At 65.9% G+C, this 25,623-nt stretch carries 32 protein-coding genes; 14 read left to right on the forward strand and 18 right to left on the reverse strand.

Going from position 1 to position 25,623, the window contains the following annotated elements; genetic code table 11:
• Positions 1–3: 3 nt before the first annotated feature.
• Positions 4–1,437 (reverse strand): Si-specific NAD(P)(+) transhydrogenase, encoded by a 1,434-nt coding sequence (gene sthA, locus FHS96_RS04945; protein ID WP_429588333.1) that lies wholly within the window; start codon positions 1,435–1,437, stop codon positions 4–6.
• Positions 1,438–1,683: 246 nt separating this feature from the next.
• On the opposite strand from sthA, the gene ccmC reads away from it, so the two are divergent.
• The 8 genes from ccmC to FHS96_RS04985 all read left to right on the forward strand — a co-directional run bounded on the left by ccmC (position 1,684) and on the right by FHS96_RS04985 (position 8,631).
• Complete coding sequence (gene ccmC, locus FHS96_RS04950; protein ID WP_429588334.1) at positions 1,684–2,400, forward strand: heme ABC transporter permease CcmC; 717 nt, start codon at positions 1,684–1,686, stop codon at positions 2,398–2,400.
• A gap of 18 nt (positions 2,401–2,418) precedes the next feature.
• Positions 2,419–2,550 carry a hypothetical protein gene (locus FHS96_RS04955; RefSeq protein WP_429588335.1) on the forward strand — a complete coding sequence of 44 codons (132 nt, stop codon included), beginning with the start codon at positions 2,419–2,421 and terminating at the stop codon, positions 2,548–2,550.
• A complete protein-coding gene (gene ccmE / locus FHS96_RS04960; RefSeq protein ID WP_429588336.1) occupies positions 2,547–3,005 on the forward strand; it encodes a cytochrome c maturation protein CcmE in 459 nt (152 codons plus the stop codon). The genes FHS96_RS04955 and ccmE overlap by 4 nt, the downstream gene beginning before the upstream one ends.
• On the forward strand, positions 3,002–4,930 hold the full coding sequence (locus FHS96_RS04965; protein WP_429588337.1) for a heme lyase CcmF/NrfE family subunit: 1,929 nt from the start codon (positions 3,002–3,004) through the stop codon (positions 4,928–4,930). The genes ccmE and FHS96_RS04965 overlap by 4 nt, the downstream gene beginning before the upstream one ends.
• Complete coding sequence (locus tag FHS96_RS04970; protein WP_429588338.1) at positions 4,927–5,454, forward strand: redoxin family protein; 528 nt, start codon at positions 4,927–4,929, stop codon at positions 5,452–5,454. The genes FHS96_RS04965 and FHS96_RS04970 overlap by 4 nt, the downstream gene beginning before the upstream one ends.
• Complete coding sequence (locus FHS96_RS04975; RefSeq protein WP_429588339.1) at positions 5,451–5,861, forward strand: cytochrome c-type biogenesis protein; 411 nt, start codon at positions 5,451–5,453, stop codon at positions 5,859–5,861. The genes FHS96_RS04970 and FHS96_RS04975 overlap by 4 nt, the downstream gene beginning before the upstream one ends.
• Positions 5,861–6,490, forward strand: a complete 630-nt coding sequence (locus FHS96_RS04980) for a tetratricopeptide repeat protein (protein ID WP_429588340.1) — start codon at positions 5,861–5,863, stop codon at positions 6,488–6,490. Before FHS96_RS04975 ends, FHS96_RS04980 begins: the two co-directional genes overlap by 1 nt.
• 200 nt (positions 6,491–6,690) lie before the next feature.
• The gene (locus tag FHS96_RS04985) at positions 6,691–8,631 is read left to right on the forward strand and encodes a potassium transporter Kup (protein WP_429589625.1); all 1,941 of its coding nucleotides are present in this window, start codon (positions 6,691–6,693) and stop codon (positions 8,629–8,631) included.
• Positions 8,632–8,655: 24 nt separating this feature from the next.
• Here FHS96_RS04985 and FHS96_RS04990 read toward each other — a convergent pair whose 3' ends face one another.
• From FHS96_RS04990 to FHS96_RS05030, 9 genes are all read right to left on the reverse strand, one after another.
• Positions 8,656–9,111: a c-type cytochrome gene (locus FHS96_RS04990; RefSeq protein WP_429588342.1), complete on the reverse strand. Its 456-nt coding sequence runs from the start codon at positions 9,109–9,111 to the stop codon at positions 8,656–8,658.
• On the reverse strand, positions 9,108–9,521 hold the full coding sequence (locus FHS96_RS04995; RefSeq protein ID WP_429588344.1) for a SufE family protein: 414 nt from the start codon (positions 9,519–9,521) through the stop codon (positions 9,108–9,110). Before FHS96_RS04995 ends, FHS96_RS04990 begins: the two co-directional genes overlap by 4 nt.
• A 49-nt stretch (positions 9,522–9,570) precedes the next feature.
• Positions 9,571–9,819: a hypothetical protein gene (locus FHS96_RS05000; protein WP_429588345.1), complete on the reverse strand. Its 249-nt coding sequence runs from the start codon at positions 9,817–9,819 to the stop codon at positions 9,571–9,573.
• Positions 9,820–9,850: 31 nt separating this feature from the next.
• Positions 9,851–10,096 carry a hypothetical protein gene (locus FHS96_RS05005; RefSeq protein WP_429588347.1) on the reverse strand — a complete coding sequence of 82 codons (246 nt, stop codon included), beginning with the start codon at positions 10,094–10,096 and terminating at the stop codon, positions 9,851–9,853.
• A gap of 32 nt (positions 10,097–10,128) precedes the next feature.
• Positions 10,129–10,437, reverse strand: coding sequence for a hypothetical protein (locus tag FHS96_RS05010; protein WP_429588349.1), 309 nt, complete (start codon positions 10,435–10,437; stop codon positions 10,129–10,131).
• Between the two features lie 32 nt (positions 10,438–10,469).
• Positions 10,470–10,847, reverse strand: coding sequence for an envelope stress response membrane protein PspC (pspC, locus tag FHS96_RS05015; RefSeq protein WP_429588350.1), 378 nt, complete (start codon positions 10,845–10,847; stop codon positions 10,470–10,472).
• Positions 10,848–10,898: 51 nt separating this feature from the next.
• Positions 10,899–11,123: an envelope stress response membrane protein PspB gene (pspB, locus tag FHS96_RS05020; RefSeq protein ID WP_047099784.1), complete on the reverse strand. Its 225-nt coding sequence runs from the start codon at positions 11,121–11,123 to the stop codon at positions 10,899–10,901.
• A gap of 3 nt (positions 11,124–11,126) precedes the next feature.
• Positions 11,127–11,795: a phage shock protein PspA gene (pspA, locus tag FHS96_RS05025; protein ID WP_429588351.1), complete on the reverse strand. Its 669-nt coding sequence runs from the start codon at positions 11,793–11,795 to the stop codon at positions 11,127–11,129.
• 104 nt (positions 11,796–11,899) lie between these two features.
• Positions 11,900–12,073 (reverse strand): hypothetical protein, encoded by a 174-nt coding sequence (locus tag FHS96_RS05030; protein WP_429588353.1) that lies wholly within the window; start codon positions 12,071–12,073, stop codon positions 11,900–11,902.
• Between the two features lie 177 nt (positions 12,074–12,250).
• Between FHS96_RS05030 and pspF the strand changes: the two genes are divergently transcribed.
• Positions 12,251–13,288: a phage shock protein operon transcriptional activator gene (pspF, locus tag FHS96_RS05035; RefSeq protein ID WP_429588354.1), complete on the forward strand. Its 1,038-nt coding sequence runs from the start codon at positions 12,251–12,253 to the stop codon at positions 13,286–13,288.
• Positions 13,289–13,390: 102 nt separating this feature from the next.
• Positions 13,391–14,014 (forward strand): superoxide dismutase, encoded by a 624-nt coding sequence (locus FHS96_RS05040; protein WP_429588355.1) that lies wholly within the window; start codon positions 13,391–13,393, stop codon positions 14,012–14,014.
• A 77-nt stretch (positions 14,015–14,091) separates the two neighbouring features.
• On the opposite strand, the gene FHS96_RS05045 is transcribed toward FHS96_RS05040, so the two are convergent.
• The gene (locus FHS96_RS05045) at positions 14,092–14,334 is read right to left on the reverse strand and encodes a DUF2061 domain-containing protein (RefSeq protein WP_429588356.1); all 243 of its coding nucleotides are present in this window, start codon (positions 14,332–14,334) and stop codon (positions 14,092–14,094) included.
• A 106-nt stretch (positions 14,335–14,440) separates the two neighbouring features.
• Positions 14,441–16,027 carry an MFS transporter gene (locus FHS96_RS05050; protein WP_429588358.1) on the reverse strand — a complete coding sequence of 529 codons (1,587 nt, stop codon included), beginning with the start codon at positions 16,025–16,027 and terminating at the stop codon, positions 14,441–14,443.
• A 110-nt stretch (positions 16,028–16,137) separates the two neighbouring features.
• Between FHS96_RS05050 and FHS96_RS05055 the strand changes: the two genes are divergently transcribed.
• Positions 16,138–16,608 carry a low molecular weight protein-tyrosine-phosphatase gene (locus FHS96_RS05055; protein WP_429588359.1) on the forward strand — a complete coding sequence of 157 codons (471 nt, stop codon included), beginning with the start codon at positions 16,138–16,140 and terminating at the stop codon, positions 16,606–16,608.
• Here FHS96_RS05055 and thpR read toward each other — a convergent pair.
• Entirely contained in the window at positions 16,593–17,126 is a 534-nt protein-coding gene (gene thpR, locus FHS96_RS05060; RefSeq protein WP_429588360.1) for an RNA 2',3'-cyclic phosphodiesterase, read from the reverse strand. The two genes, FHS96_RS05055 and thpR, sit on opposite strands and share 16 nt — an antisense overlap.
• Positions 17,127–17,285: 159 nt before the next feature.
• On the opposite strand from thpR, the gene FHS96_RS05065 reads away from it, so the two are divergent.
• The gene (locus FHS96_RS05065) at positions 17,286–18,032 is read left to right on the forward strand and encodes a Bax inhibitor-1/YccA family protein (RefSeq protein WP_429588361.1); all 747 of its coding nucleotides are present in this window, start codon (positions 17,286–17,288) and stop codon (positions 18,030–18,032) included.
• A gap of 203 nt (positions 18,033–18,235) precedes the next feature.
• On the opposite strand, the gene FHS96_RS05070 is transcribed toward FHS96_RS05065, so the two are convergent.
• From FHS96_RS05070 to FHS96_RS05090, 5 genes are read right to left on the reverse strand one after another with little or no spacing between them, the layout of a single operon-like run.
• On the reverse strand, positions 18,236–18,853 hold the full coding sequence (locus FHS96_RS05070) for a glutathione S-transferase family protein (RefSeq protein ID WP_429588362.1): 618 nt from the start codon (positions 18,851–18,853) through the stop codon (positions 18,236–18,238).
• Positions 18,854–18,896: 43 nt separating this feature from the next.
• Complete coding sequence (locus FHS96_RS05075; RefSeq protein WP_429588363.1) at positions 18,897–19,781, reverse strand: dienelactone hydrolase family protein; 885 nt, start codon at positions 19,779–19,781, stop codon at positions 18,897–18,899.
• A 37-nt stretch (positions 19,782–19,818) separates the two neighbouring features.
• Positions 19,819–21,108 carry an N-succinylarginine dihydrolase gene (locus tag FHS96_RS05080; protein WP_429588365.1) on the reverse strand — a complete coding sequence of 430 codons (1,290 nt, stop codon included), beginning with the start codon at positions 21,106–21,108 and terminating at the stop codon, positions 19,819–19,821.
• Positions 21,105–22,535 (reverse strand): succinylglutamate-semialdehyde dehydrogenase, encoded by a 1,431-nt coding sequence (astD, locus tag FHS96_RS05085; RefSeq protein WP_429588366.1) that lies wholly within the window; start codon positions 22,533–22,535, stop codon positions 21,105–21,107. Before astD ends, FHS96_RS05080 begins: the two co-directional genes overlap by 4 nt.
• A complete protein-coding gene (locus tag FHS96_RS05090; RefSeq protein ID WP_429588367.1) occupies positions 22,522–23,529 on the reverse strand; it encodes an arginine N-succinyltransferase in 1,008 nt (335 codons plus the stop codon). Before FHS96_RS05090 ends, astD begins: the two co-directional genes overlap by 14 nt.
• 211 nt (positions 23,530–23,740) lie before the next feature.
• Between FHS96_RS05090 and FHS96_RS05095 the strand changes: the two genes are divergently transcribed.
• Both FHS96_RS05095 and FHS96_RS05100 read left to right on the forward strand, forming a co-directional pair.
• On the forward strand, positions 23,741–24,322 hold the full coding sequence (locus FHS96_RS05095) for a TerD family protein (RefSeq protein WP_429588369.1): 582 nt from the start codon (positions 23,741–23,743) through the stop codon (positions 24,320–24,322).
• A 75-nt stretch (positions 24,323–24,397) separates the two neighbouring features.
• Positions 24,398–25,612 (forward strand): TerD family protein, encoded by a 1,215-nt coding sequence (locus tag FHS96_RS05100; RefSeq protein ID WP_429588370.1) that lies wholly within the window; start codon positions 24,398–24,400, stop codon positions 25,610–25,612.
• Positions 25,613–25,623: the final 11 nt, after the last annotated feature.

Here is a 25,623-nt window from a genome sequence, read left to right on the forward strand (position 1 = left end):
CGATCAGTCCGAAGGCGTCGCGACCGCCGCTTCCTCAGCCGTCGGCGGTGCCGGCATTCGGTTCCACGCATCGAGGCTGGCGATCTTGTAGGCCTCCGCCAGCGTGGGATAGTTGAACGTGTTGTCGATGAAGAAGTCGATTGTGCCTTTCAGGTTGAGCACCGCCTGACCGATGTGGATCAGTTCGGTCGCGCCTTCGCCGATGATGTGGACGCCCAGCAGTTCCCGGCTCTCGATCGCGAACAGCATCTTCATCAGCCCGCTGTTGAGCCCCATGATGTGGCCGCGCGAGGTTTCGCGCATGCGAGCGATGCCGGCTTCATAAGCGATGCCGCGGCGCTTCACCTCCTCCTCTGTCATGCCGATCGTCGAGATTTCGGGCACCGAATAAATGCCATAGGGAAAAAATTCGGGCGGCGGCGGCGGTTCGAGCCCGAAGGCGTGGCAGGCGGCGAGGCGGCCCTGCTCCATCGAGGTGGAGGCGAGGCTGGGGAAGCCGATCACGTCGCCCGCGGCATAGATATGCGGCACGTCGGTCTGCATCGTCTGCGGGTCGACCGAGATGCGCCCGCGTTTGTCCGCCTCCAGCCCGATCGCGTCGAGCCCCAGCCGGTCGGTCGCGCCGACGCGGCCGGCGGCGAACAGCAGCACGTCGCTGACGACGCGGCGGCCATCGGCCAGCCGGCAGACGGTATGATGGCCCTCCGCGGTCACTTCCTCCACCTCTGCACCCAGCCGCAGCCGCACGCCGCGGTCGCGCAGTTCGTGGGTGAACTCCTCGATCAATTCCTTGTCGATGAAATCGAGGAAGGTGTCGCGAGGTTCAATCAGCGTCACAGCGACGTCGAGCGCGCTGAAGATCGTGGCATATTCAACGCCGATCACCCCCGCGCCGATCACCGTCAGGCTGCGCGGCAGCTTGGGGATTTCGAGGATCTCGTCGCCATCGAAGATCAGTTCATGATCGAACGCGATGTTGTCGGGATGGAAGGGGCGGGTGCCGCAGGCGATCAGGATATGGTCGCCGGTGCATTGCCAGATGTCGCCATCATCCCCGGTCACATCCACCCGGTGCGGATCGACGAAGCGCGCCTCGCCACGCGCGGTGCGCACGCCGTTGCGGCTGAACTGATGCTCCAGCACCTCGACCTCATGGTCGAGGGTCTTGTGCAGCCGCGCCATCAGGTCCGCGGCGGAGATATCCTGCTTCACCCGATAGGATCGGCCATAAAAGCCGCGCTCGCGATAACCGGAGAGGTTGAGCACGGTTTCGCGCAACGTCTTCGAGGGGATGGTGCCAGTGTGAACCGAAACCCCGCCGACACGACGGCCCTTTTCGATGACGATCACCGCCTTGCCGAGCTTCGCTGCCTGAATTGCGGCGCGGCGCCCGGCAGGGCCGCTGCCGATCACGATCAGGTCGAAGTGTCGCTGCATCCATTGGTCTCCATGGAACTGGCTGGCCGGGCCGAGCGTAACGCCGGGATGTTAAGGGCCAAGGGTGAACCCCCAAAGCACCGGATGGCTCCCGCCTGCGCTGCGACGAGCCGAACGTGCGCCCTGTATCGGCGCTTGCCCCGAACGCGCGCTTGGCGCTAGGCAGCCGCTAAGCCCGTCGCATGAATGGGTTGTACCATCGGTCGCTTCCGCTTTGTACATCAGCCCTCTAGACTTCGCGTCCCGATGCACATCTTCGCCAACCCAGCCCGATTCCTGTCGATCGCCAAGCCGGTCACCCCCTGGCTGACGCTGGGCGGGTTGCTGTTGATCGCGATCGGCGTCGGTGCCGGCCTGTTCTTCACGCCGCCCGACTATCTGCAGGGCGAAAGCGTGCGCATCCTCTATGTCCATGTGCCGTCAGCCTGGCTCGGCATGGGCGGATGGACCGGGCTTGCCATCGCCAGCCTCGTCCAACTCGTCTGGCGGCATCCGCTGGCCGGCGTCGCTGCGCGCGCCACCGCGGCGCCGGGGGCGCTGTTCACCGCGCTATGCCTCGCCACCGGCTCGATCTGGGGGCGACCGACCTGGGGCACCTGGTGGGAATGGGATGGCCGGATGACCTCGATGCTCGTCCTGCTCTTCCTCTATTTCGGCTATATCGCGCTCGCCAATGCCAGCGAGGAGCGGACCACCGTCAGCCGCGCGACGGCGATCTTCGGGCTGATCGGCGCGGTCAATGTGCCGATCATCAATCGTTCGGTGGTGTGGTGGAAATCGCTGCATCAAGGACCGAGCATCACCTTGAAGGGATCGACGATCGATGGCTCGATCCTGTGGCCGCTGGCATTCACCGTGATCGGCTTCACCTTGTTGTTTGCCGCGATCGTATTGATGCGGATGCGCGCGATCCTCGCCGAGGCGCGCGTGGAAGCGCGGATGCGCCGGCTGGCGGAGGCCTGATGCGATGAACCGCACGATATGAACCACTGGCCATTCATCATCGCCGCCTATGCGCTGGCGCTGGGCGGCACCGGCGGCATGCTCGGCTGGGCGTGGACTTCCATGCGCCGCGCCGAACGCAAGAGCGATGCCTTGAGGCGTGATCGATGAACGCGCGTACGGGAACGATGGCGAAGGCGAAGCACCAACGGCTTGTGCTGATCCTGATCGCGCTTGCCGCGATGATCGGCGCGACCTTGCTGGCGATGTCGGCGCTCAGCGAACAGGCCGCCTATTTCTATGCGCCGGCGGACATTCAGAAGAACCGCCCGGAGATTGGCAAGGCGATCCGCCTCGGTGGCATGGTCGAACATGGTTCGATCAAGCGCGATCCCGATGGAGTCACCGTCCATTTCGTGGTGACCGATGGCTTGGCGAAGACGCCGGTCAGCTTCCGCGGCATCACGCCCGATCTGTTCAAGGAAGATAGCGGCGTCGTCGCTGAAGGGCGGCTGGATGCCGATGGCAGCTTCGTTGCCGACAATCTGCTCGCCAAGCATGACGAGCGCTACATGCCGCCGCAGCTCGACGGCAAGATGCACAAGACGGAGACGCTGGACAAATGATCGCCGAGGCCGGGCTGGCCGCGCTGTGGCTCGCAGCCGCGCTCGCCGTCCTTCAGCTTATGCTCGGCGCGATCGGGCTGACCGGCGGGCGCGATGCGCTGCTGCCGGCGATCCGTCCGGTTGCGGTAGTGCAGGGCGTGCTGACGCTCATCGCCTTCCTGCTGTTGATCAAGCTGTTCCTCGATTCAGACATGTCGGTGAAGCTGGTCGCGGCGAACAGTCATTCGGCCAAGCCCTGGCTCTACAAGTTCGCCGGCACCTGGGGGAACCATGAGGGCTCGATGCTGCTCTGGGTCACCGTGCTGGGTGTCGCGGGCGGCGCGGTGGCGTTGCTCGAACGGCGGGTGAATGCACGGATGCTGGCGGCGACGCTCGCCGCGCAGGCCTTTATCGGCATCGGCTTCTTCGCCTTCCTGCTCTTCTCGTCCAACCCGTTCGAGCGGCTGGTGCCGGCGGCGCGCGACGGGCAGGGGCTCAACCCGCTGCTGCAGGATCCCGGCCTCGCCTTCCATCCGCCCACGCTCTACATCGGCTATGTCGGCATGTCGGTGGCCTTTTCCTTCGCGGTCGGCGCGCTGCTGACGCGTGAGGTGGGCCCGGCCTTCGCCCGTGCGATGCGGCCCTGGGTGCTGATTTCGTGGATCTTCCTCACCCTCGGCATCACCGCCGGCAGCTATTGGGCCTATTATGAGCTCGGCTGGGGCGGCTGGTGGTTCTGGGATCCGGTCGAGAATGCCTCGCTGATGCCATGGCTGGCGGCGACCGCCTTGCTCCATTCGGTGACCGTTCTGGCAACGCGTGACGGCTTGCGTGCGTGGACGGTGATGCTGGCGGTGGTCGCCTTCTCGATGTCGATGATCGGCACGTTCCTCGTCCGTTCGGGCATCCTCACCTCGGTCCACGCCTTCGCGGTCGATCCCGAACGCGGCAGCTTCATCCTCGCGCTGCTCGCCATCTATATCGGCGGCGCGATGGCGCTGTTCGCGCTGCGCGTGGCGACGGTGAAGGAAGGATCGCAGTTCGAGGCGGTGAGCCGCGAAGGCACGCTGGTCGTCAACAATCTGCTGCTCTCGGCGATCCTCGGCATCGTCTTCGTCGGCACGCTCTATCCGATCGGCGTCGAGGCAGTGACCGGTGAAAAGCTCTCGGTCGGTCCGCCCTATTTCAACAGCGCGGCGGGGCCGCTGGCGCTTTTCCTCGTCGTCGTGATGGCGATGGGACCGGTGATGCGCTGGCGGCGCGACCGGCTGAAGGCGGTCTTGCCGCGCCTCGCGCTGCCGGTGCTGTTGACTGCGGCGATGCTGCTCGCGGTCGTGCTGCTGGCGCCGGGCATCCGCATCCTGCCCTTGCTCGGGCTGGTGCTTTCGGTCGGCGTCGGCGTCGCCAGCCTTGCGCCGCTGTGGAAGCGCAACCTGCGCCGTACGCCGCTGTTCACTTGGGGCATGGTGGTGGCGCATCTGGGCGTTGCCGTCGCGCTTGCCGGCATGGCGTGCGAAAGCGCGTTCAACCGCGAGACATTGGTCGCGGCCAAGGTCGGCGACACCGCCAGCGTCGGCCCCTACAGCGTGAAGCTCAAGGATATTTCGCCGCGCGCCGGGCCGAACTGGACCGCGCTCGAAGCCGAACTCGAGGTCCGCCGTGGCGCGGGCGCGCCGTTCACCATGCGGCCGCAAGCACGCATGTTCCCCGATCCGCCGACCGCGACCACCGAGGCCGCGCTCGAAACCGCGCTCGACGGCCAGCTTTATCTCGTGCTGGGGCCGGAGGATGAGCAGGGCCGCTGGCAGCTCCGGCTGTGGTGGAAGCCGTTCGTGACCTTCATCTGGCTCGGCGGCGGGCTGATCGCGCTCGGCGGATTGTTGTCGCTGATCGGCCGGCTGGTGCGCGAACGGCGTTCGCGCGCGCCGGAGGAGGCGCTGGCATGAAGCGCTGGGTACTTTGGGTGCCGCTGGCGCTGTTCGTGCTGTTCTTCGGCTTCGTCGGCTACAAGCTGATCAATCCGGGTGACACGCTGATCACCTCCAAGATGATCGGCAAGCCGATGCCGCGCATGCAGTTGCCGCCGGGTGTTGCCGGTCGCGCCGCCTTCGCAACCGGATCGGTGCCGGGTGGTCGGCCACGGTTGCTCAACGTGTTCGCAAGCTGGTGCGTGCCCTGCATCGCCGAGGCACCGGTGCTGATGGAACTCAAGCGCCAGGGCATCGCGATCGACGGGGTCGCGATCCGCGATCGGCCGGAGGATGTCGCGCTGTTCCTCGGCCGCAACGGCGATCCTTACGACCGGATCGGCTCCGACGTAGACGCCAGCCTGCAACTCGCGATCGGTTCGTCGGGCGTTCCCGAGACCTTCGTCGTCGATAGCCAGGGCATCATCCGCTTCCAGCATATCGGCCCGATCATGCCCCAGGATCTGCCCGACGTGCTGACCGCGCTGGGAGAAGCACGATGAGGACGGCGCTCGCCGCGCTTGCGCTCGCCGCCGCCGCGCCGGTGCTCGGCCAATCGGCGCTGCCCGCGGCCGACCTCGCCAACCGCCAGCTTCCCGATCCGCAGCAGGAGGCAAAGGCGAAGGCGCTGATGGAGACGCTGCGCTGCCTCGTCTGCCAGGGCCAGTCGATCGCCGACAGCGATGCCGACATGGCGGGAGACATGCGCGCGCTGGTCCGTCGCCGCGTTGCCACGGGCGAGGATCCGGAGGCGATCCGCGCTTGGCTGGTCGAACGCTATGGCGCGTGGGTGACCTATGAGCCGCCGGTCAACGCGGTCACCTGGCCGCTGTGGGTGTTGCCGCTGCTGCTGCTGGCGATGGGCGCGCTGCTGGCGCGCGGACGGTTCAAGCGAAAGGCGAAACGCTGATGGGCTGGGTGATCCTGCTGATCTTCGCCGCGCTCGTCGCCGGCTTGCTGTGGTGGTTCGGGCGCTTGCCCAAGGGTGGCCTCGAATACGTTGCCGCGGCGCTGCTGCTCGGGGTCGCCGGCTATGCGTGGCAGGGGCATCCCAATCTGCCGGGTAGCCCCGTCCAGCCCGCCACGCCCGATCTGGGCGGCGAACTGATGGTCACAGCGGAACGGCGCGCGCTGATGGGGCAGTTCAGCGGGGAGGCGCAGTATATCGACACATCCGAAGCGCTGATCCGCAATGGCAGCACCGCCAGCGCGGTGGCCATTATGAGCGCGGCGACGCGGAAATATCCCCAGAACTCCGATCTCTGGGTCGGTCTCGGCAATGCGCTGGTCGAACATGGCGGCGGCGCGATCAACCCGGCGGCGCAATATGCATTCCAGAAGGCGGCGACACTTTCGCCCCAGCACCCGGCACCGCCCTTCTTCTTCGGGCTCGCGCTCGCCCGCTCGGGCCAGCTCGACCAGGCCGCGACGATCTGGCGCGAACTGCTGGAGCGGACGCCGCCCAACGCCTCGTGGCGGGGCGACCTCGAAAAGCGAATCGCGCAGGTCGATGGCGAACGGGGTGTGCCGGCACCCTGATCATTTCGCTGCCACCCCTCGTTGCGCGGCCGAAAACGCCTATATCCAGTGATTGCCGGGCGCCGTTGCGGGCCGCCCAAGCCCGTGGTAGGGGCGCGCGTCGCTCGCCGCCGGGGGCTCATGGGGCAGGGACTTGATGATATGTGGATGCACCTGAACCATCCGAAGCGCGTCGCGAAGTGAGTGATCAACCCCAGGATGTGCCAGCCGAGGCTGCGCCGGCCGCCGCCGACGTTGGCGATCCGCACGCGCACCACGGCCATGGTCATCGCAACGAAGGGCTGGCCAAGCTCGCGGTCGGCGCGATCGGTATCGTCTTCGGCGACATCGGCACCAGCCCGATCTATGCGTTTCGGGAGACTTTCGCGGGCCATCATCCGCTCGATCCGGACCGCCTGCACATCTATGGCGTGCTGAGTCTCGTCTTCTGGTCGATGATGCTCGTCGTCTCGATCAAATATGTCACGATCATCATGCGTGCCGATAACAAGGGCGAGGGCGGCAGCCTCGCGCTGCTCGCGCTCATCAACCGCGTCTCCGGCAACAAGCGCTGGACCGCGCCCATCGTGCTGCTCGGCGTGTTCGCGACCGCGCTGTTCTACGGCGATTCGATGATCACGCCTGCGATCTCGGTACTCTCTGCGGTTGAGGGCATCACCACGGTGGAGAAGGATTTCGCGCCCTTCGTGCTGCCGCTGGCGATGGGTATCCTCGCCGGGCTGTTCGCGATCCAGTCGCGCGGCACCGAAAAGGTCGGGCAGCTTTTCGGCCCGATCATGCTGGTCTATTTTGTCACGCTCGCGGTGCTGGGCATCGTCCACATCGCCACTGATCCCGGCATCCTGATCGCACTCAACCCTTGGTACGCGATCCAGTTCTTCCTCAGCGACGGCATCACCGCCTTCCTTGCGCTTGGCTCGGTCGTGCTCGCGGTGACGGGCGCCGAAGCGCTCTATGCCGACATGGGCCATTTCGGCCGCAATCCGATCCGGGTTTCCTGGCTGTTCTTTGTGCTGCCCGCGCTGATGCTCAACTATCTCGGGCAAGGCGCGATGATCCTGTCGCTGAGCCCGGCCGATGCCGCGGTCGCGATCCATAACCCCTTCTTCCTGCTCGCGCCCGAGTCGCTCAGGCTGCCGCTGGTCATCCTCGCGACGTTGGCGACGGTGATTGCCAGCCAGGCGGTCATCTCGGGCGCCTTCTCGGTCACTCAGCAGGCGATCCAGCTCGGTTTCATGCCGCGCCTGCGCATCACCCACACCAGCGCTTCCGCCGCCGGGCAGATCTACATCCCGGTGATGAACTGGGGTCTGATGGTGATGGTGATGGTGCTCGTGCTGAGCTTCCAGACTTCGTCCAACCTTGCTGCGGCCTATGGCATCGCGGTGACCGGGGCGATGCTGATCGACACCTGCCTGCTTGCGGTGGTGCTGTTCAACCTATGGAAGTGGAACCGGTGGGGGGCGGTTGCGATGCTCGCGGTCTTCTTCGCGATCGACTTCGCCTATTTCGGCGCCAACCTCACCAAGGTGCCCGATGGCGGCTGGTTCCCGCTGATGATCGGCCTGATCGCGTTCACATTGCTCACCACCTGGGCCAAGGGGCGCCAGTTGATGATGGCGCGGATGCGCGAGGCGGCGATGCCGATCTCGATCTTCGTCGATTCGGCAGCCAATTCGGCGACGCGCGTGCCCGGCACCGCGGTGTTCATGACCTCGTCACCCGATGGCGTCCCGCACGCGCTGCTTCACAATCTCAAGCACAACAAGGTGCTGCACGAGCGCGTGATCCTGCTGACGGTGAAGATCGCCGACGAGCCCTTCGTCGAGCAGGAAACGCGCTGCAAGCTGGAGGATCTGGGTGAGGGCTTCCACCGCCTCATCATCCGCTACGGCTTCATGCAGGAGCCCGACGTGCCAGAGGCGCTCAAGCGCCTCACCGGTTGCGGCCCGGCGTTCAAGATGATGGATACCAGCTTCTTTCTCGCCCGGCAGACATTGCTGCCCTCGTCACGCCCCGGCATGGCGATCTGGCGTGAGAAGCTGTTCGCCTGGATGCTGCGGAACGCCGAAAGCGCGATGGAATTCTTCCGCCTTCCCACCAACCGCGTCGTCGAACTGGGTAGCCAGGTCGAGATCTGAGGGCCGCGGCGGAGCCGCAAAGGTCTACTTCGAAGCCGACTTCAGATAGGCGATCACGTCTGCGCGGGTCTGCGCGTTGCGCATGCCCGCGAACGCCATTTTGGTGCCGGGTACGGTGCCGCGCGTGTCACCGATGAAGCGGAACAATTCCTCTTCGCTCCAGATGATGCCGCTGTTCTTCATCGCCGGCGAATAGGCGAAGCCGGGAACGGTCGCCGCCTTGCGGCCGATGATGCCGTACAGCGAAGGGCCAATGCGGTTCTGATCGGCCTCGATCGTGTGGCAGATCTTGCACTGCAGGAAGCTGCGCTCGCCCGCCTTGGCGTCGCCGGTGACGCTGGCATAGCTGACCGGCTCCGGCTCGATCCCGGTCTGCGCGGGCGCGCCGGCTATGGTGGTCGATCCGCTGCCGCTATCGCCGCAGCCGCCGAGCAGCGTCAGAACCGCGATCGCCGTCGCGCGGCACCCCGCAGTCTTCACGCGTAGCGTTCCGCCGTCGCGCGGATCAGCGCGATCATGTTGGGAATGCCCTGCGTGCGGTTGGAGCTGAGCTGGTTGCGCAGGTCGAACGGGGCAAGCGCGCCTTCGATGTCGGTGGCGCTGATCTCGGCGGGGCTGCGATCCTGCACCGTCAGTAGCACCAGCGCGATGATGCCCTTCGTGATGGCGGCGTTGCTGTCCGCGAGGAAATGGAGCCGGCCATCCTCCAGTCGGGTCGGGTAGACCCACACCGCAGCGGAACAGCCCCTTACAAGCGTCGCATCCGTCTTCAGCGGATCGGGCATCGGTTCGAGCGCGCGGCCGAGATCGATCAGCAGGCGATAGCGATCGTCGGCATCGAGCAGTTCATAATCGTCGAGAATGGCGGGGAGGGTGGGGGCGGCGCTCATGCCGCGGGGCTTAGCGGCGGCAAGGGCCGCCGTCATCCCCCGGCGTCGGTCAAAGATCGACGCCGGCGGCGATCGCTTCAAGACGGCGGATACGTTCCTTGAGGTCCGCCAGCTCGATGCGCGCGCCGATCGTGCCGGGAACCGCCTCGTCATTGGCAATGGCATGTCCGGAGATCTGCTGCCGGCGCAGGTCGAGCCAGCCATTCCAGGCCTTGAGCGCGGTCAGCGACAGGATGGCGATGGCGGTAAGGCCGGCGGCTGCGGTGGTGAAGATCAGTGTCGGATCGGCGCCGTACATGGCGGTGCTCCTCGGGGTTGGGCGAGCAGCCTCAGCTGTCGCGCTTGCGCAGCATCTCGAACTCGCGGTCGAGTGCGCTGGTGCTGTCGGTGGCGAGGCGTTCGAGCACCGCGACACGTTCCTTCAGCGCCTTAATTTCGTCCCGCAACCGGTGGGCCTCCGGATCGGGCGTCCGTTCGGTTTCCTGCCGTTCCGCCTTGTATTTGGCACGCATCACGCCGGCGATGGACACGATCAGCACGATCGCGACGACCATCGAGAAAGGGTTGTCGAACATCTTCTTATTGCTCCCTGCAGGTGACGGTCGGGTCAGTTGGCCTTGCGCAGCATCTCGATCTCGCGGTCGAGGCTGTGCGCGCCGTCGGTGACGATGCGCTCCACATTGGCGAGGCGGTCCTTGATCGAACCCAGCTCGGCGCGAAGCTGCGCGTTTTCCTGGCTGAGCAGCTTGATCCGCTCCATCGCCTCGTCGTTCGTCCTGGGATAGACGGCCTGCCCCCAGGCGCCATCCAGCGGATAGCCGTGGCGGATGCGCAGCCAGGTCACCAGCACCCATCCGCAGACCCCGGCAAGTCCGACGACGATCGCGACGGGGATGAAGGCTTCGAAGGGAAACATGTTCAATCCTCCCTGAAAGGGCGTTGCACGTGTCAGCGCAGCGCGTCGATCTCGTCGGCGAGGCGGCGGTTACGGCTTGTATAGTAGAGTTCGACTTCGGCAAGGCGGCGATCGATGTCGCGGAACTTCGAGCGGACATCGCGGGTCGAACGCGCCGGCGACTGGCGGACGCCCTGCCAGAACTTGGCATCCTCGGCGTCTTCATACAGATCGCGCGGTTCCGGCTTCGCGACCATGCCCACCACGAGATAGACGATGATCAGCGGCTGGAAGGCGAAGATCGTGATGAGCACCGCGCTGACGCGGACCCACGTGACGTCGATGCCGGTATATTCCGAAACACCGGCGCAAACGCCCATGAACTTGCCGTTCTTCTTGTCGAGGTAGAATTTGGTGCGGCGGGCACTCATGTCAGTCTCCCTGTGAGTCTGAAATTGTCTGTCTGGCGATGACCGGCGCCGTCAGGCGCCGGGTTTAGAGTCGGGGTGGTCGGCGGCGATGATGCGCTCGATCGTCTGCATGCGATCCTCGAGCCGCCGCGCCATGTCGTGAAGTTCGTCGAGAAGGTTCTCGTCCTCGCGCGTCAATGTCGCGGCCTGCTTCCACTTGGTGATGTAGTGGAGGATGACCCACGGCAGGCCGAGGAATAATATGCCGACCGCGAACAGGGGAACGAGGTCTTCCATCGATCAGCCTTCCCTGCCTGCGCGGGCCTTCATCGCGGCGAGTTCGGCCTCAACCTTTTCGGAAGAACGCAATTCGGCGATCTCTTCCTCGAGGGTCTTCGGCGCGGCACCCATGCCGGCGGCTTCGGCGCGGCCTTCGGCCAGGTCGACGCGGCGCTCCATCAGGTCGAAGCGGCTGAACGCTTCGTCGATCTTGGCGCCCGCATACATCTCGCGCATCCGTGCGCGATTATGTGCCGATTCGAGACGGGTCACGATCGAGTTCTGGCGGGCACGCGCCTCACGCAGCTTGTTCTGCAGCTTACCGATATCCTCTTCCGAAGCGCGCAGCGCCTCGTCCAGAGTCTCGATCTCTGCCTTGAGCTGGTCGGCCATGGTGGCCGCCTTCTGCTTCTCGACCAGCGCCGCCTTGGCGAGATCCTCGCGATCTTTCGACAGCGCGAGTTCGGCCTTCTCCGTCCAGCTCTCCTGCAGCGCATCGAGCTTGCTGATGTGGCGGCGCATTTCCTTCTGGTCGGCGATGGTGCGCGCCGCGGAGGCGCGAACCTCGACCAGCGTCTCTTCCATCTCGAGGATGATCATGCGGATCATCTTGGCGGGGTCTTCCGCCTTGTCGAGCAGGTCGGTGACATTGGCGGCGATGATGTCTCGGGTGCGGGAAAAAATACCCATCGGGTGAACTCCTGGACGTGATTGCTCTGGTCTTCGGTGGTGGCAGCGTGGTTGGGGTGCCGGGGGCGGAGCAAGGGGATTTCCGCCCCCGGCGGGGAATGCCGTCAGGCCAGGGGCATGGCGGCGGTGGACCGGGCGAGCGCGACATGGCCGGCTGCGCCAGGATGGGCTTCGGCGGCCCTCACCGGGCCGATCGCGCTCAGCAGACAGGTGCTGGCGAACATAGCCGCACAGATCGCGGCTGCGACATGCTTGCGATTTTTATCGGTGTTGAACATCGTGAACTCCTGAACCTCAGCATGTTGCGTGCCGCCGCGTGGCGGTTCGCCAACATCTTTGCAGGAGGTGTGCCAACTCTAAGAAATGGCTGAATTCAGCCATTCTCCTTCGGTTGATGCGTCCCACTTACCAAATTTCTGTTGCCAATAGTTGGTGATTTGCGCCAACCTGCGGGCATGGATCGCGACAACGCCTTTATCGGCCAATCCCTCGCCTTTCTCGATTCGGTCGAGCGAGCCAGCCGCGCCGCCGCGCTGAACCGGCCGGTGCTGGTGATCGGTGAACGGGGCACCGGCAAGGAACTCGTCGCGGAGCGTCTACATCGTCTCAGCCAAAGGTGGGACGGGCCATTGGTGACGATGAACTGCGCGGCATTGCCGGAAACTCTGATCGAGGCCGAATTGTTCGGTCATGAGGCGGGGGCCTTCACCGGAGCCACGCGCGTGCGTGCGGGGCGTTTCGAGGAGGCCGATGGCGGCACCTTGTTCCTCGACGAATTGGCGACGCTTTCCGCCGCCGCGCAGGAACGGCTGCTGCGCGCCGTGGAATATGGTGAGGTCACGCGGATCGGCTCCAATCGCGCCGTGCGCGTCGATGTCCGCATCGTTGCGGCGACCAACGAACATCTGCCGTCGCTGGTGGAGAAGGGCCGCTTTCGCGCCGACCTGCTCGACCGGCTAAGCTTCGAAGTGGTGACCTTGCCGCCGTTGCGCGCGCGCGAGGGCGATGTCGCGGTGCTCGCCGACCATTTCGGGCGCCGGATGGCGGCCGAACTGGGCTGGGATCGCTGGCCGGGGTTCGGTGCGGAGGCCGCGGCACGGCTCGTCGGCCACCCCTGGCCAGGCAATGTCCGCGAATTGCGCAATGTCGTCGAGCGCGCGGTCTATCGCTGGGACCAGCCCGAACGTCCTGTCGACGATATCGTCTTCGATCCCTTCGCCTCCCCCTGGCGACCGACCGGCGCCGCCGCCGAACCGCAAGCGCCAGTGGCCGCAGCAGTCGCGACGGTGGCGGAAAGCGGCGGCGCTGCCTTCGGGGACATAGCGAGCATCGCCGACTTGAAGAATGCGGTCGACACCTATGAGCGCGCGATCCTGGAGGCGACGATGGCGCGCTTCCGGTTCAATCAGCGCGCGACCGCCAAGGCGCTGAGCCTCAGCTACGACCAGCTTCGCCACTGCCTGCGCAAGCATGGTCTGCTCGGCGGCGCCTGAAAGAAATCGAAAGCCGCCCCCAAGCAAGATTTTTGGAGACCGGCGGGGTCTGGTGCGTTAGCGGGGGACCGCCAAAAAACCCCAATCAGGAGGTCCAGTCACATGGCTTTCATCCTTCCCGAGCTTCCCTTCGACAAGAGCGCCCTCGAGCCGCACATGTCCGCGGAAACCTTCGAGTTCCACCACGGCAAGCATCACAAGGCCTATGTCGACAAGGTCAACGGCTGGATCGACGAAAAGGGCCTCGGTGGCCTGACCCTTATCGAGACGATCGAGAAGGCGAAGAAGGACGGCGACAAGGGCCTGTTCAACAACGCCGCGCAGATCTGGAACCACACTTTTTTCTGGAACTGCCTGGCCCCGGCCGGTCAGACCCCGTCGGGCGAACTGCTCACGCTGATCGAGAAGAGCTTCGGTTCGACCGAGGCGCTGCTCCAGAAGCTGCAGGCCGAGGCCGTCGGCCACTTCGCCAGCGGCTGGGCGTGGCTGATCCTCGACGGCACCGAGCTGAAGGTGACCTCGTGGCATGACGCCGACACGCCGATCGTCAACGGCCAGGTGCCGCTGCTCACGCTCGACGTGTGGGAGCACGCCTATTACATCGACTATCGCAACGCCCGGCCGAAATTCGCCGAGACGGTGCTGACCAACATCATCAACTGGGATTTCGTCGCCCAGAACCTCGACGGGCAGGGCGCCAGCCGCGCCGACCAGACCCAGGGCTGATCGACCGATCGGCTGGCGGGGTGCAAGCTCCCGCTAATGAAGCCGTTCCCGCCGGTTCAGGACCGGTGGGGGCGGCTTCATGCCATTCGAGGCTCCCGTGCATGGTCGTGGACATGGATCAGGTCACGCAGCGAAAACCCGCTCCAGTCGCGTGACCAGGCGCGATCGTGGAAGTAGAAGGCCACCGCATTGACCATCGGCTCGATCAGCGCGATGCCCCCGGCGACCGCAACGGAGCCAGTCAGCACGTAGGCGACGGTGAACCCCACCACCAGGTGGACCGACAGGAAACTCAGCGTCTTGGCGATGTCGCGTGGCATGGTGTCACTCCCTTTCGGGGTGGATATTGCGAATCGTTTGCAAATCTTCAAGCGAGCGTTTTCGATAAGAGTGATCGGCTCTGGCATCTTTGAAGTAGGCCAGCGGTCAGATTGCCTCACCCGCCGCGCGTGCGCGCGCCTCACGGCTGGCTTCGGCTGCGGGCAGTCGGCGATAGGCGAGCCACAGGCACGCGATCGAAATCGGCGTTGCCGCCAGCAATGAGAGCATGCCGATCGAAAGGCTGCCGCTGACCGCAGAGACCTTGCCCGCCACATAGGGGCCGAGCGCGAGGCCGATCAGCGTCGTGCCGATGAAGAAGGTCGCAGTGGCGGTGCCGCGCATCCGCGGGAGAACCAGATCCTGCGTCGTCGCCGCGCAAGCGCCGAGCGCGCAGGACGACAGGATATGCAACGGCAGCGCCAGCGCGAAGAACAGGGTCGGGCTGCCGCTGGTGAAGGCGATCACCACCAGTGGCGGTGGCGCCACCGCGCCGATCAGCGCGACGAGCAGCCGGCCACCGGGATTGCGCAGCCGCAGGCGATCGGCCAGCCGTCCGCCCAGCACGACGCCGAGGAATCCGCCGAGCGCGCCGGCACCGCCCAGCCACAGCCCTGCGAAATGCGGTTCGGCCCCGATCACGCGCAGCGCATAGGGTGCCGCCCAGAAGCTGACGGAATAAGCGAGGAACGCGATCAGGCCATAGCCGACCACCACCAGCAGGAAGGCTGGTGTGCCGACGATCAGCGCGAAGGTAGGCTTGTCGCGATGGCGCAGCGCGCTCGCCCAGCTCAGGACGGCATAGGCACCGATCCCGATCGCCGCCCATTGCGCGACATCGCCGGTCAGCGCGATCAGTCCGGCAGCGATCGCGGCGAACACGACCAGTCCGACGACATTGGCCATGAGCGCGCGGGGGCCATTTCGTGCGGCGCCGAGCAAGGTAAGCGGCGGGATGATCGTCAGCAGTTCGGCGGCGAACAGGCGGAACGGGTGCGGTGCCGCCGGCGTCACGATCCCGTCCGAAAGCCCGCGCACCGGCTCGCGCAATGTGGCGACCCACAGCGCCAGCAGCATGCCGGGCAGCCCGACCGCGAGGAACGCCGCCTGCCAGCCCTTCAGCCCCAGCGGGCCACCACCGGGGAAGGCCGCACCCCATTGCGCAACGATCGCGCCGCCGAGGAACAGCGAGAGGCCGCCGCCCAGATACAGCCCCGACGAATAGATCGCGAGCGCGGTCGCGCGCTTCTCGCGCGGGAACCAGTCGGAGAGCAGCGAATAGGCGCAGGGCGATGCGGTGGCTTCACCGATACCGACGCCAATGCGCGCCGCCGCTAGTTCGCCGCCCGACCGCACCAGCCCGCTGATCGCGGTCATTGCCGACCATAGTGCGAGCCCCACCGCCATTAGCCTGACCCGGCTCACATTGTCCGCCAGCCGCCCGAGGGGAATGCCGAACAACGCGTAGAACACGCCGAACGCGGTGCCGTAGAGAAAGCCGAGATCGGCATCGTCGAGGCCGAGGTCGCGTTTCACCTCTTCGGCGAGGATCGACAGGATCTGCCGGTCGATGAAGTTGAGCATGTAGACGATGACGAGGACGGTCAGCCCATACCAGGCGTAACGCAGATCGGGGCGTGTATCGGGTGCGGCCGTGCCCGACGGGCGCGGCACGGCGGTGTCGGCAGTGGCCAAGGCGCTTCCTCTCGCTATGTCCTTGTCTTTGTGCCGCAGGGTAGCAGAGGTGCGGAACGGCGCCAAAGACGTTACGGCGCGCGTCCATCGGGCGATGCGAAGGGATTGCGATGACCGAATCGGTGCTGTTCGTCTGTCTCGGCAACATCTGCCGGTCGCCTTTGGCCGAAGCCGCGCTGCGTGCCGAGGCGGGGCGTCGCGGGCTCGACATCATCGTCGATTCCGCCGGCACCGGCGGCTGGCATGCCGGCGAAGCGCCTGACCGGCGCGCGCAGGCGGTCGCGCGCCGCAACGGCGTCGACATCTCCGGGCTCCGTGCGCGGCAGGTTACGCCCGGGGACTTCCATCGCTTCGACCGGATCGTCGCGCTCGATCCGCAGAATCTGGGTGACCTGCGGCGGATCCGACCGGCCGATGCCACGGCAGACCTGTCGCTGCTGCTCGACCATGTGCCTGGCCGCGTCGGCGAGGCGGTGGCAGACCCCTATTATGGCGATGACGCCGGGTTCGACATCACTTGGGCGGATGTCACCACCGGCGCCCGGGCGCTGGCCGCCGCGATCGATCAGCGTAACCGGTAACGCTCGATCGCCTCATAGCGCGCGCCGTCGCTGCCGATCGTGCTTTCGAACAGCATGAAATGCTCGACGGTAAAGCGCATGCCCATCACCGCGGCGGCATTGGCGACAAAGCCGTCGATCGCGCCGCAACTTCGCCCGAAGCGCGCAACGGTGATATGGGGGATATAGGCGCGACCCTCCGGCGGCAGGCCGGCGCGTTGCACCGCCTGGTCGACCTTGCGGTGGAGGGCGGCGACCTGATCGTGCGGCCGTACCCCCACCCACAACGTATCCACCATGCCGCGCCGGTCGAACTGGCCGACGCCATCGAGCGAGAGTTCGAAGGGGAGGGTGGCAATCGAACCGAGCGCGGTCGCGATGTCCTCCGCCTGATGGCGATCGACCTCGCCGATGAAGCGCAAGGTGAGATGCAACTGGTCGTCATCCTGCCAGCGCGCACCGGGCACGCCGCCCATCACATCTATCAATGCGGAACGGATTGGCGGCGGCGGGCGTAGTGCGACGAAGAGACGGTGCATGTCGGGCGAACCTTGTTATCTTACCACAGGCCTGTCTGGGACATATTATGTTACATTTCAGTCTGCCACCGAAAGGCCTGTTTCCCTTGAAAAGCGCGGGTCCGGCGGTGATATTACAGGCATCCGCCACTGATGGCGGTCAAAGGAGCTTATTGAAAGATGGCAAACTGGTCTGACCCGAGGTCGCCCGCGGCTGGCGCTGGAGCCAGGCCCGGAGCGGGTGCAGGTGCGCGTGACGTCGATTTCGACGCTGGCCTGCGCAAGTACATGCTGTCGGTCTACAATTATATGGCGCTGGGTGTTGCACTCACCGGCACCGTCGCCTTCTTCTTCGCGTCGTCGGGCATGGCGGCGTCGATCTTCGGCAGCCCCGGCATCCTGAAGTATCTCTTCATGTTTGCGCCGCTGGCGTTCATCATGGTGCTGAGCTTCGGCATCAACCGTCTGTCGACGGGGGCGATGCAGGCGCTGTTCTGGGCTTTCGCGGCGGTCATGGGCGTTTCGATGTCCACGATCTTCATCCGCTTTACCGGCCCGTCGATCGCGCTGACCTTTTTCTCGACGACGGCGGCGTTCGCGGCGCTCAGCCTCTATGGTTACACCACCAAGCGTGACCTGTCGGGCTTCGGCACCTTCCTGATTATGGGCCTCGTCGGCCTGATCGTGGCGTCGATCCTGAACATCTTCCTGGGCTCGGGCACGCTCTCGATGGTGATCAGCGCAGTCGGCGTGCTGCTGTTCGCAGGCCTCACCGCCTATGACACGCAGCAGATCAAGAGCATCTACTTCCATGTCCAGGGCACCGACTTCATGGGCAAGGCGGTGATCATGGGCGCGCTGAACCTGTATCTGGACTTCGTGAACATGTTCCAGTTCCTGCTGAGCTTCCTCGGCAACCGCGATTAATCTGCGGACTGGAATGGGTGAAAAGAAGGCCCGGCGGAGCGATCCGCCGGGCTTTTTTGTTTCCGGGCTTCTTCCCCTTCTGCTCGGGGCGGTGGTGGCGGATATGTCCTCCCCAAGCAGAGTTCGGGGAGGAAATCGGTGCTTAGCCCGGACGTGTGAACATCGTAGTCCGGTGATGAAGGCTTTTCGTAAGCCGGAGGCCCTTAGGCCCCGTTCGCCCGCTGCGCCGCCGGCCGGGCACTAGCCCGCGCCACATAGTCCTGGATCACCTGACTTTCCTTGATCCGCGGCGCGCCGAACATGCCAGCCCAGCCCAGCGAGGCGGCGACATAGATGTCGGCGGCGCTGAAGTTGTCGCCCAGCAGCCACGGGCCTTGCGCCAGCGCCTTCTCCAGCGTGTCTACGACATGGTCATAATCGCCCCAGCCAAGCGAGCGCGGGTTAATGGTGGAGTCGGGCCGCATCATCCGGTCGGTCATCGCCGGTTCGAAGCAACTGCCCATGAAGAACAGCCAGCGATACATTGTGCCGCGTTCCGGGCTGCCCGGTGGCGGCGCGAGGCCGGCGTCGGGATAGGCATCGGCCAGCCATGCGATGATGGCGCCATTTTCGGTCAGCACCGTGCCGTCGTCCAGCACCAGCGTCGGGATCTTGCCCATGGGGTTGATCGCGAGGAACTCGTCCGATCGCGAGTCGATGCCCTCACCCTCGCCAAACCTTACCTGCTTGATTTCATAATCGGCGCCCGCTTCCTCGAGCGCCCAGCGCGTCACCGCCGCCCGGCTTTGCGGATTATAGTAGAAATCGATCTTTCCAGCCATGTCACCCTCCTGTTGCGCGCACAAGAACATATAGGGAACGATATCAATCGTCGAGTCGTGATTTGAGAAAGGCGAGAGTTCGGCCCCAAGCCAGATCGGCTGCCGCCTTGTCATAGCGTTCGGCGGAGGTGTCGTTGTTGAAGGCGTGGTTGGCGCCCTGGTAGAAGTAGGCTTCGCTCGGGACGCCGGCGGCCTTCAACGCGTCGATCCAGGGCTGCGCGGTCTTGTTCACCCGCTCGTCATTGCCGGCGTAGTGCAGCAGCATCGCCGCCTTGACCCTCGAGGCCTCGGCGGGGTCAGGGGCGGGGCCATAATAAGGCACGGCGGCAGCCAGAGCGGGGCCCGCGGCGACCGCCAGCCGGTCGGTCATCGCGCCGCCCCAGCAGAAGCCCATCGCGCCGACCTTGCCGTTGACGCCGGGCTGAGTGCGCAGCCAGCCGATCGTCGCAACGCCGTCCGCCACCGCGGTCGCCAGATCGAGCGCACCGATCGCGGTGCGCGCGGCATCCTCGTCGGCCGGTGTGCCGCCGGAGATGCTGAGGAAATCGGGCGCGAGCGCGTCGAACCCGGCCAGCGCGACGCGGCGCGCAACGTCGCGGATGTGCTCATTGAGCCCACGATTTTCGTGGATCACCAGTACGCCCCCTAGCTTGCCCGTCGCCTTGGCGGGGCGGGCGCGATAGCCCTTCATCGTCCGTCCGCCGGCGACCGGCCACGCGGCTGCGGCGCCTTTCACGCGCGCGTCGTCGGCCGCGACGATCGCGGCGGCGGCGGGATCGGCGGCGATCGTCGCCAGCAGCACATTGGCAGCGGCGGCACTGCCCGCCAGTCTGGTCAGTTCGGTCATGAAGGCTCGTCGATCATGATCGACGTGGGTAAACCGGTCGTAGAGCGCGATCGCAGCTTCGCGCACGGACTTGTCGATCATTTCCAGCCTCTCCCTCGTGCCCCCGCGGGGCGTGATTTCATGCCGTCAGCCACGCCTCCAGCGCGTCATGCGCGGTCGCCGCCGCCGCCCACAGATCGGGTTCGGCGAGATCCTCGGGCGCGATATGCTCGGGCCAGTAACGTTCGACCAGCGCGTGAAGCTGCTCCCAGCGCGCCTCGGTCAGCAGGAAGGCGGGGTCGATGCCGGCGATTGCCGCCTCGCTCACCGGCACGCGCAGCCGCAGGCAGGCAGGACCGCCCCCATTGCGCATTGATTCGCGCACATCGACGATGATCGCCTCATTGATCGGATTGTTGCCCGCCACCACCGCATCGATCGCCGCCTTCACCGCCGGCTCGGCCTGCGTCTCGGTGGGCAGCACCAGCGCCATATGACCCTCGGGCATGGTCAGAAGCTGCGAGTTGAACAGATAGCTGCCGATCGCCGAGGCGAGGGGGACGGTCTCGGTCTCGACGATATGGATACCGGGCAGTGCGTGGCCGAGGCTTTCGAACAGCGCTTCGCGATCGTCGAACGCCTGATGATGCGCGAACAGCACGCTCTCGTTTGCGACCGCGACGACATCGTTGTGGAAGGCGCCCGCCTCGATTGCCGTGCCCGCCTGCGGCGTGTGGATCGCGTGGGAAAGCCCGGCGATCCGCGCCACCGCCTGCCCCGCGCGCGGATTCTGCCGGCCCGGGAAGCGGCCTTCGGTGGCGGGGGCGTGGACGAAGATGTTGGTGCCGCGCGCGCCATGCGTCGGGGCGACGCGCATGTGGTTGGCGGCGCCCTCGTCGGCGAGATGGTTTGCCGGCGCCAGCGCGGCATGCACCGCGAACTGGCGCGTGTCGCGGAAGATGCGGCGCAGATTGGCCTCGGTCTCGGTGGGTTCGATACTGCGATGGAGCATCGTCGCGAGATTGGCGGTGACCAGGTGGACGCGACCGTCCGCGCTGTCAGCCCCTGCGATCACCGTTGCCGCATTGGCGGTCCACATCGAGGAAGCGGAGCAGGCATTGTTGAACAGCACCGGATCCTCGGCCTGCGCCGCGGCGAGCACGGCGATGTCGTTCCCACCGAAGCCCAGCCCGCGCAGCATGCCCACCGCCGGGCGGCGCAATGGCGGCAGGAAGCCCTGCAGCAGCCCGCGCTCCATAAGCCGGCGCATCTTGGCCAGCCCCTGCAGCGCCGCCATCCGCGGCGCCGAGGTCTTGCCGGCGTTGCTGGCGCTGGCGATGTTGCCGAGCGACAGCCCCGCATAATTGTGCATCGGTCCGACCAGCCCGTCAAAATTGATCTCGCGCACCGGCTGCGGAGGCGTCGTCATGCGGTCAGCCCCATCTCGATCCGGAAGCTCGCGCTGTCCGCCTCGAGACTGGCGACCGGATAGGCGCAATAATCGGCGGCATAATAGGCGCTCGGCCGATGATTGCCCGAAACACCGACGCCGCCGAATGGTGCCGACGATGCCGCGCCGGTGGTCGGTCGGTTCCAGTTCACCACGCCCGCTCGGATCTCATCCTGGAAACGGGCATAATCCTCTTCGCCGCCGCCGATCAGCCCCGCGGAGAGGCCGAAGCGGGTGGCGTTGGCCTCGGCGAGCGCCGCGCCGAAATCGGCCACGCGGATGAGTTGGAGCAGCGGGCCGAAATATTCGCGATCCTCGCGCTCGCGCTGGTGGGTCACGTCAAGTAGCCCAGGCGTCAGCAACGGCTTGCCCTCCATGATCCGCTCCGATCGGCGCAGCGCCACCGCGCCGGCGGCGATCATCTTGTCCTGTCCAGCGAGGATCGCGTCGGCGGCGGCGTTATCGACCAGCGCGCTCATGAAGGGCGCCGGCTCCGCGAAAGGCTGCTCGACCCGGATGCGATCGATCAGGCCAAGCAGCGCGGCGATCACGCTATCCCCGAACGCACCCTCGGGCACGATCAGCCGCCGCGCGCAGGAACAGCGCTGTCCCGCCGAGATATAGGCCGATTGCACGATAAGGTGCGCGGCAGCTTCCGGATCGGCAGGCTCGGCGATCACCAGCGGCGCGTTGCCGCCCAGTTCCAGCGCGACGATCTTCTGCGGCTGGTCCGCCAGCGCATGGTGGATCGCCTGGCCGGCGGTGACGCCGCCGGTGAACAGCACGCCGTCGATCCCGTCATGGCCGACCAGCGCCTTGCCGGTCTCGCCATCGCCGACGAGCGTGGTCAGCACGTGCGGCGGCAGCCCGGCATCATGCCACAGGCTTGCCATGAACAGGCCGGTCGCGGGCGCCTTCTCACTGGGCTTGAAGATTACGACATTGCCCGCCAGCAGCGCTGGCACGATGTGCCCGTTGGGCAGATGCGCTGGGAAGTTGTAGGGCCCGAGCACGGTCAGCACGCCGTGCGGGCGGTGGCGCAGCACCGCGCGGACGCCGGCGGTCTCGGTTTCGCGGCGACCGGCGCGCTCGGCCTGTGCGGTGATGCTGATCTCCACCTTGGCGCGCACGCTGTCCGCCTCGGTCAGCGCCTCCCAATAAGGCTTGCCAGTTTCCTTTGCGATCAGGGTCGCGAAATCCTCGCGCCGCGCCGCCACCTGCTGCGCGAAGCCGCGCGCGATGGCGATGCGGTCGTCCAGCGGAACGTGCCGCCAGCTGCGCGCCTCGCGCCGCGCCGCCGCCACCGCAGCGTCGATCTCCGCAGCGCGCGCGGGCGGGCCCTGCCACAGCAGTTCGCCTGTGATCGGATCGGTCGAGACGATCGTGACGGGCTCAGAATCGGACATGGCGGATCTCATTTCCTTCACTCAACATCAGCGCCTCGGCGGCAGCTGGTTCGATCGCGATGCCGCCGGGCACGGCATAGACCGCGCCGCGCACCACGCGAAAGGCGCTGCCGGTGCCGCACGCGATCAGCGAGTCGATCGCTTCCTGCGCATCGACGACGGTGATCGCGGCGACCGGTTCGCGCCGGCTGTCGCGCACCGCAGCGAGCGTGTCGATCTCGGCACACAGGGTGGGACCGGCATCGAAGATGTCGACATAGCCTTCCTCGCGATAGCCCTCCGCCAGCAGCAACTCGCGCGCCTTGCGACCATCCTGATGCGGCTGGCCGATCGTCGCGCGGGCTTCCTCGGACAGAAGATTGACGTGGATCGGGAAGCGTGGCCCGAGATCGGCGATCATCTGGTTGCCGGCGATGCCGTTCAGCCGATCCGCCTCCTCGAAGCTCATGTCGTAGAAGCGGCTGCCCACCGCATCCCAGAAGGGGGAGCGGCCATCCACCTGCACCCCGCGCAGCTCCGCCACGATGCGATCCCCGAACCAGTCGCGATGCTGAGCGATAAACAGGTAGCGCGCCCGAGCGATCAGCCGCCCCGCAGCCTGCCGCCGCACGGCCGGATCGACCAGCAGTCCGCCGACTTCGGAACAGCCGTCGAAATCATTGGTCAAGGTCAGCGTGTCGTAGGAAACGCGCCCACCGGTCACCGCTGACCGCTGGGTGTGGCGGCTTATGCGATAGCTGTAGAACGGCCAATCGACGCCCACGCGCGGGAAGATCATCCCGCTGCCGACGACATGGCCATGATCCTCCAGCACCAGCATCACCGCACGGCCGCCGCCATGGCTGGCGATCGTCGCGTCACTCGCCGCCAGCCGTTCCGCCATCACATCCGGATCGGCGGGCAGGTTGGTCAGTCCGGGGCCGCCGGCGGCGGCCAGCGCCACCAGGCCATCGAGGTCGGCATAGGTAGCGGGGCGAACGAGCAACGCGGTCAAAAACCTGCTCCGGTAAGCGGCGGGTGGGAGGATTGAAATGTGTGACCGGATATAAGGGCAGTCGATCCAAAATGCGATGCGGAGACGAAGCGTGCCACGGGCGCGCCGGGTGGTACTGCCGTCATCAAGAGTTCATCGCTACCCATCAGGAAGATCGATGTATGATCAACCCTTTCGCGTCGTCCGGCGCGCGCCACGGTGGGAGCGGTACATGGTAAGCCTTGCAAAAGGTCAGACGATCCGTCTCGAGAAATCGGGCGGAGGTGCGCTGACGCGCGTCACGATGGGGCTGGGCTGGGACGTCCGGAAGGCGGGCGGTTTGGCGAAGTTTTTCGGCGGGGGCGGTGGCGACGTCGATCTCGACGCATCCTGCCTGCTGTTCGATCGCGCGGGCCAGTTGCTGGACGCCGTGTGGTTCCGCCAGCTTCGCAGCCAGGATGGCAGCATCGTCCATACCGGCGACAACCGCACCGGCGCGGGCGATGGGGATGACGAGCAGATCATCGTCGATCTCACCGCATTGCCGGTGAATGTCGTGACGTTGATCTTCACCGTGAACAGTTTCACCGGTGACACGTTCGACCGGATCGAGAATGCCTACTGTCGGCTTGTCGACGCGACCACCAATCAGGAATTGGCGCGTTTCGACCTGACCGGTGCCGGAGATCACACTGGCCAGCTGATGGCACGTGTATCCCGCGCCAATGGCGATTGGGAGATGAAGGCCATTGGCGAGAAGACGAAGGGTCGCACCTTCCACGACTTGATGCCTGTGATCACGCAGCATCTCTGACGGTCCGGCGCGACGGCCGGGCCGCGAGGCCGGGAAGGCGCGGCAGACCGATAAAAGACCAGACAGGAGCGTGCGATGAATGAACTGCAGCAGGGCGGCAATGCGCCGCTGACGGGCGATTCCGTCACGGTAACTGTCGACTGGTCGGCACCTGCGGGCTGCGAGGTCGATGTCTCGGCCTACCTGCTCACCGAAACCGGCAAGGTGCGCGGTGATCAGGACATGGTGTTCTACAATCAGAACAGCGGCGGCGACGGCGCGGTGCGCTACACGCCGGGATCCTCGCCCAAGGGCAGCTTCGATGTCGATCTGACCCGACTTCCGCCGGCGATCCAGCGCATCGTGTTCTGCGTGACGATCGACCAGGCCGCCGCGCGGCGCCAGACGCTGGCAATGGTCTCCGGCGCGCGCATCGCGGTCGCCGCGCGCGGGCAGGCGCCCAGCGTTGGCTATGTCCCCCAGCTCGGCGGCGCCAGCGAAGCGGCGATGACATTCGGTGAACTGTACTTGCGCAACGGACAGTGGAAGTTCCGTGCGGTGGGGCAGGGATTCAATGGCGGCCTCGCGCCGCTGGCGCGGTCTTTCGGTATCGATGTAGCGGACGAACCGGCCTCGGCTGCACCGCCGCCGCCGCCTCCGCCGCCACCCCCTCCGCCGCCTCCGCCTCCGCCCCCGCCGCCCCCTGCGCCACCGGTGAGTCTCAGCAAGGTGACGCTCGACAAGCCCGGTCAGGCGGTAAACCTCGAGAAGCGCGGCAGTTCGTTCGGCGAGATCGTGATCAATCTGAACTGGTCACGCGGCAAGAAGGGCTTCTTCGGTGGCGGCAATGCGGTCGATCTTGACCTTGGCTGCCTGATCGAGATGGCGGACGGGTCTAAGGGCGTTGTCCAGGCGCTTGGCCGTGTCTTCGGGAATTTCCACAATCCGCCCTATGTCGAGCTTGACGGCGACGATCGCACCGGCGACGTGTCGAAGGGTGAAACGATGCGGATCAACGGTCAGTTCTGGAACGAACTCAAGCGGATAGCCATTTTTGCGAACATCTATGATGGCGTTCCGAACTGGCAGCAGACCGACGGCGTGGTGACCATCACCATGCCCGATCAGCCTCCGATCGAGGTGCGGATGACCGAAGGTCGCAATAACATGCGGCTGTGCGGCGTCGTGCTGCTTGAAAATGATCGCGGAACGTTGAAGGCTACGCGCTTGGTCGACTATTTCAGGGACCAGAGCGAACTCGATCGAGCGCTGGGGTGGGGGCTTCGCTGGACGGCGGGCCGCAAGGACTGACGCGCCGGTCG

It is taken from the genome of Sphingomonas zeicaulis (assembly GCF_050433225.1).
GTDB lineage: Bacteria > Pseudomonadota > Alphaproteobacteria > Sphingomonadales > Sphingomonadaceae > Sphingomonas_D > Sphingomonas_D zeicaulis.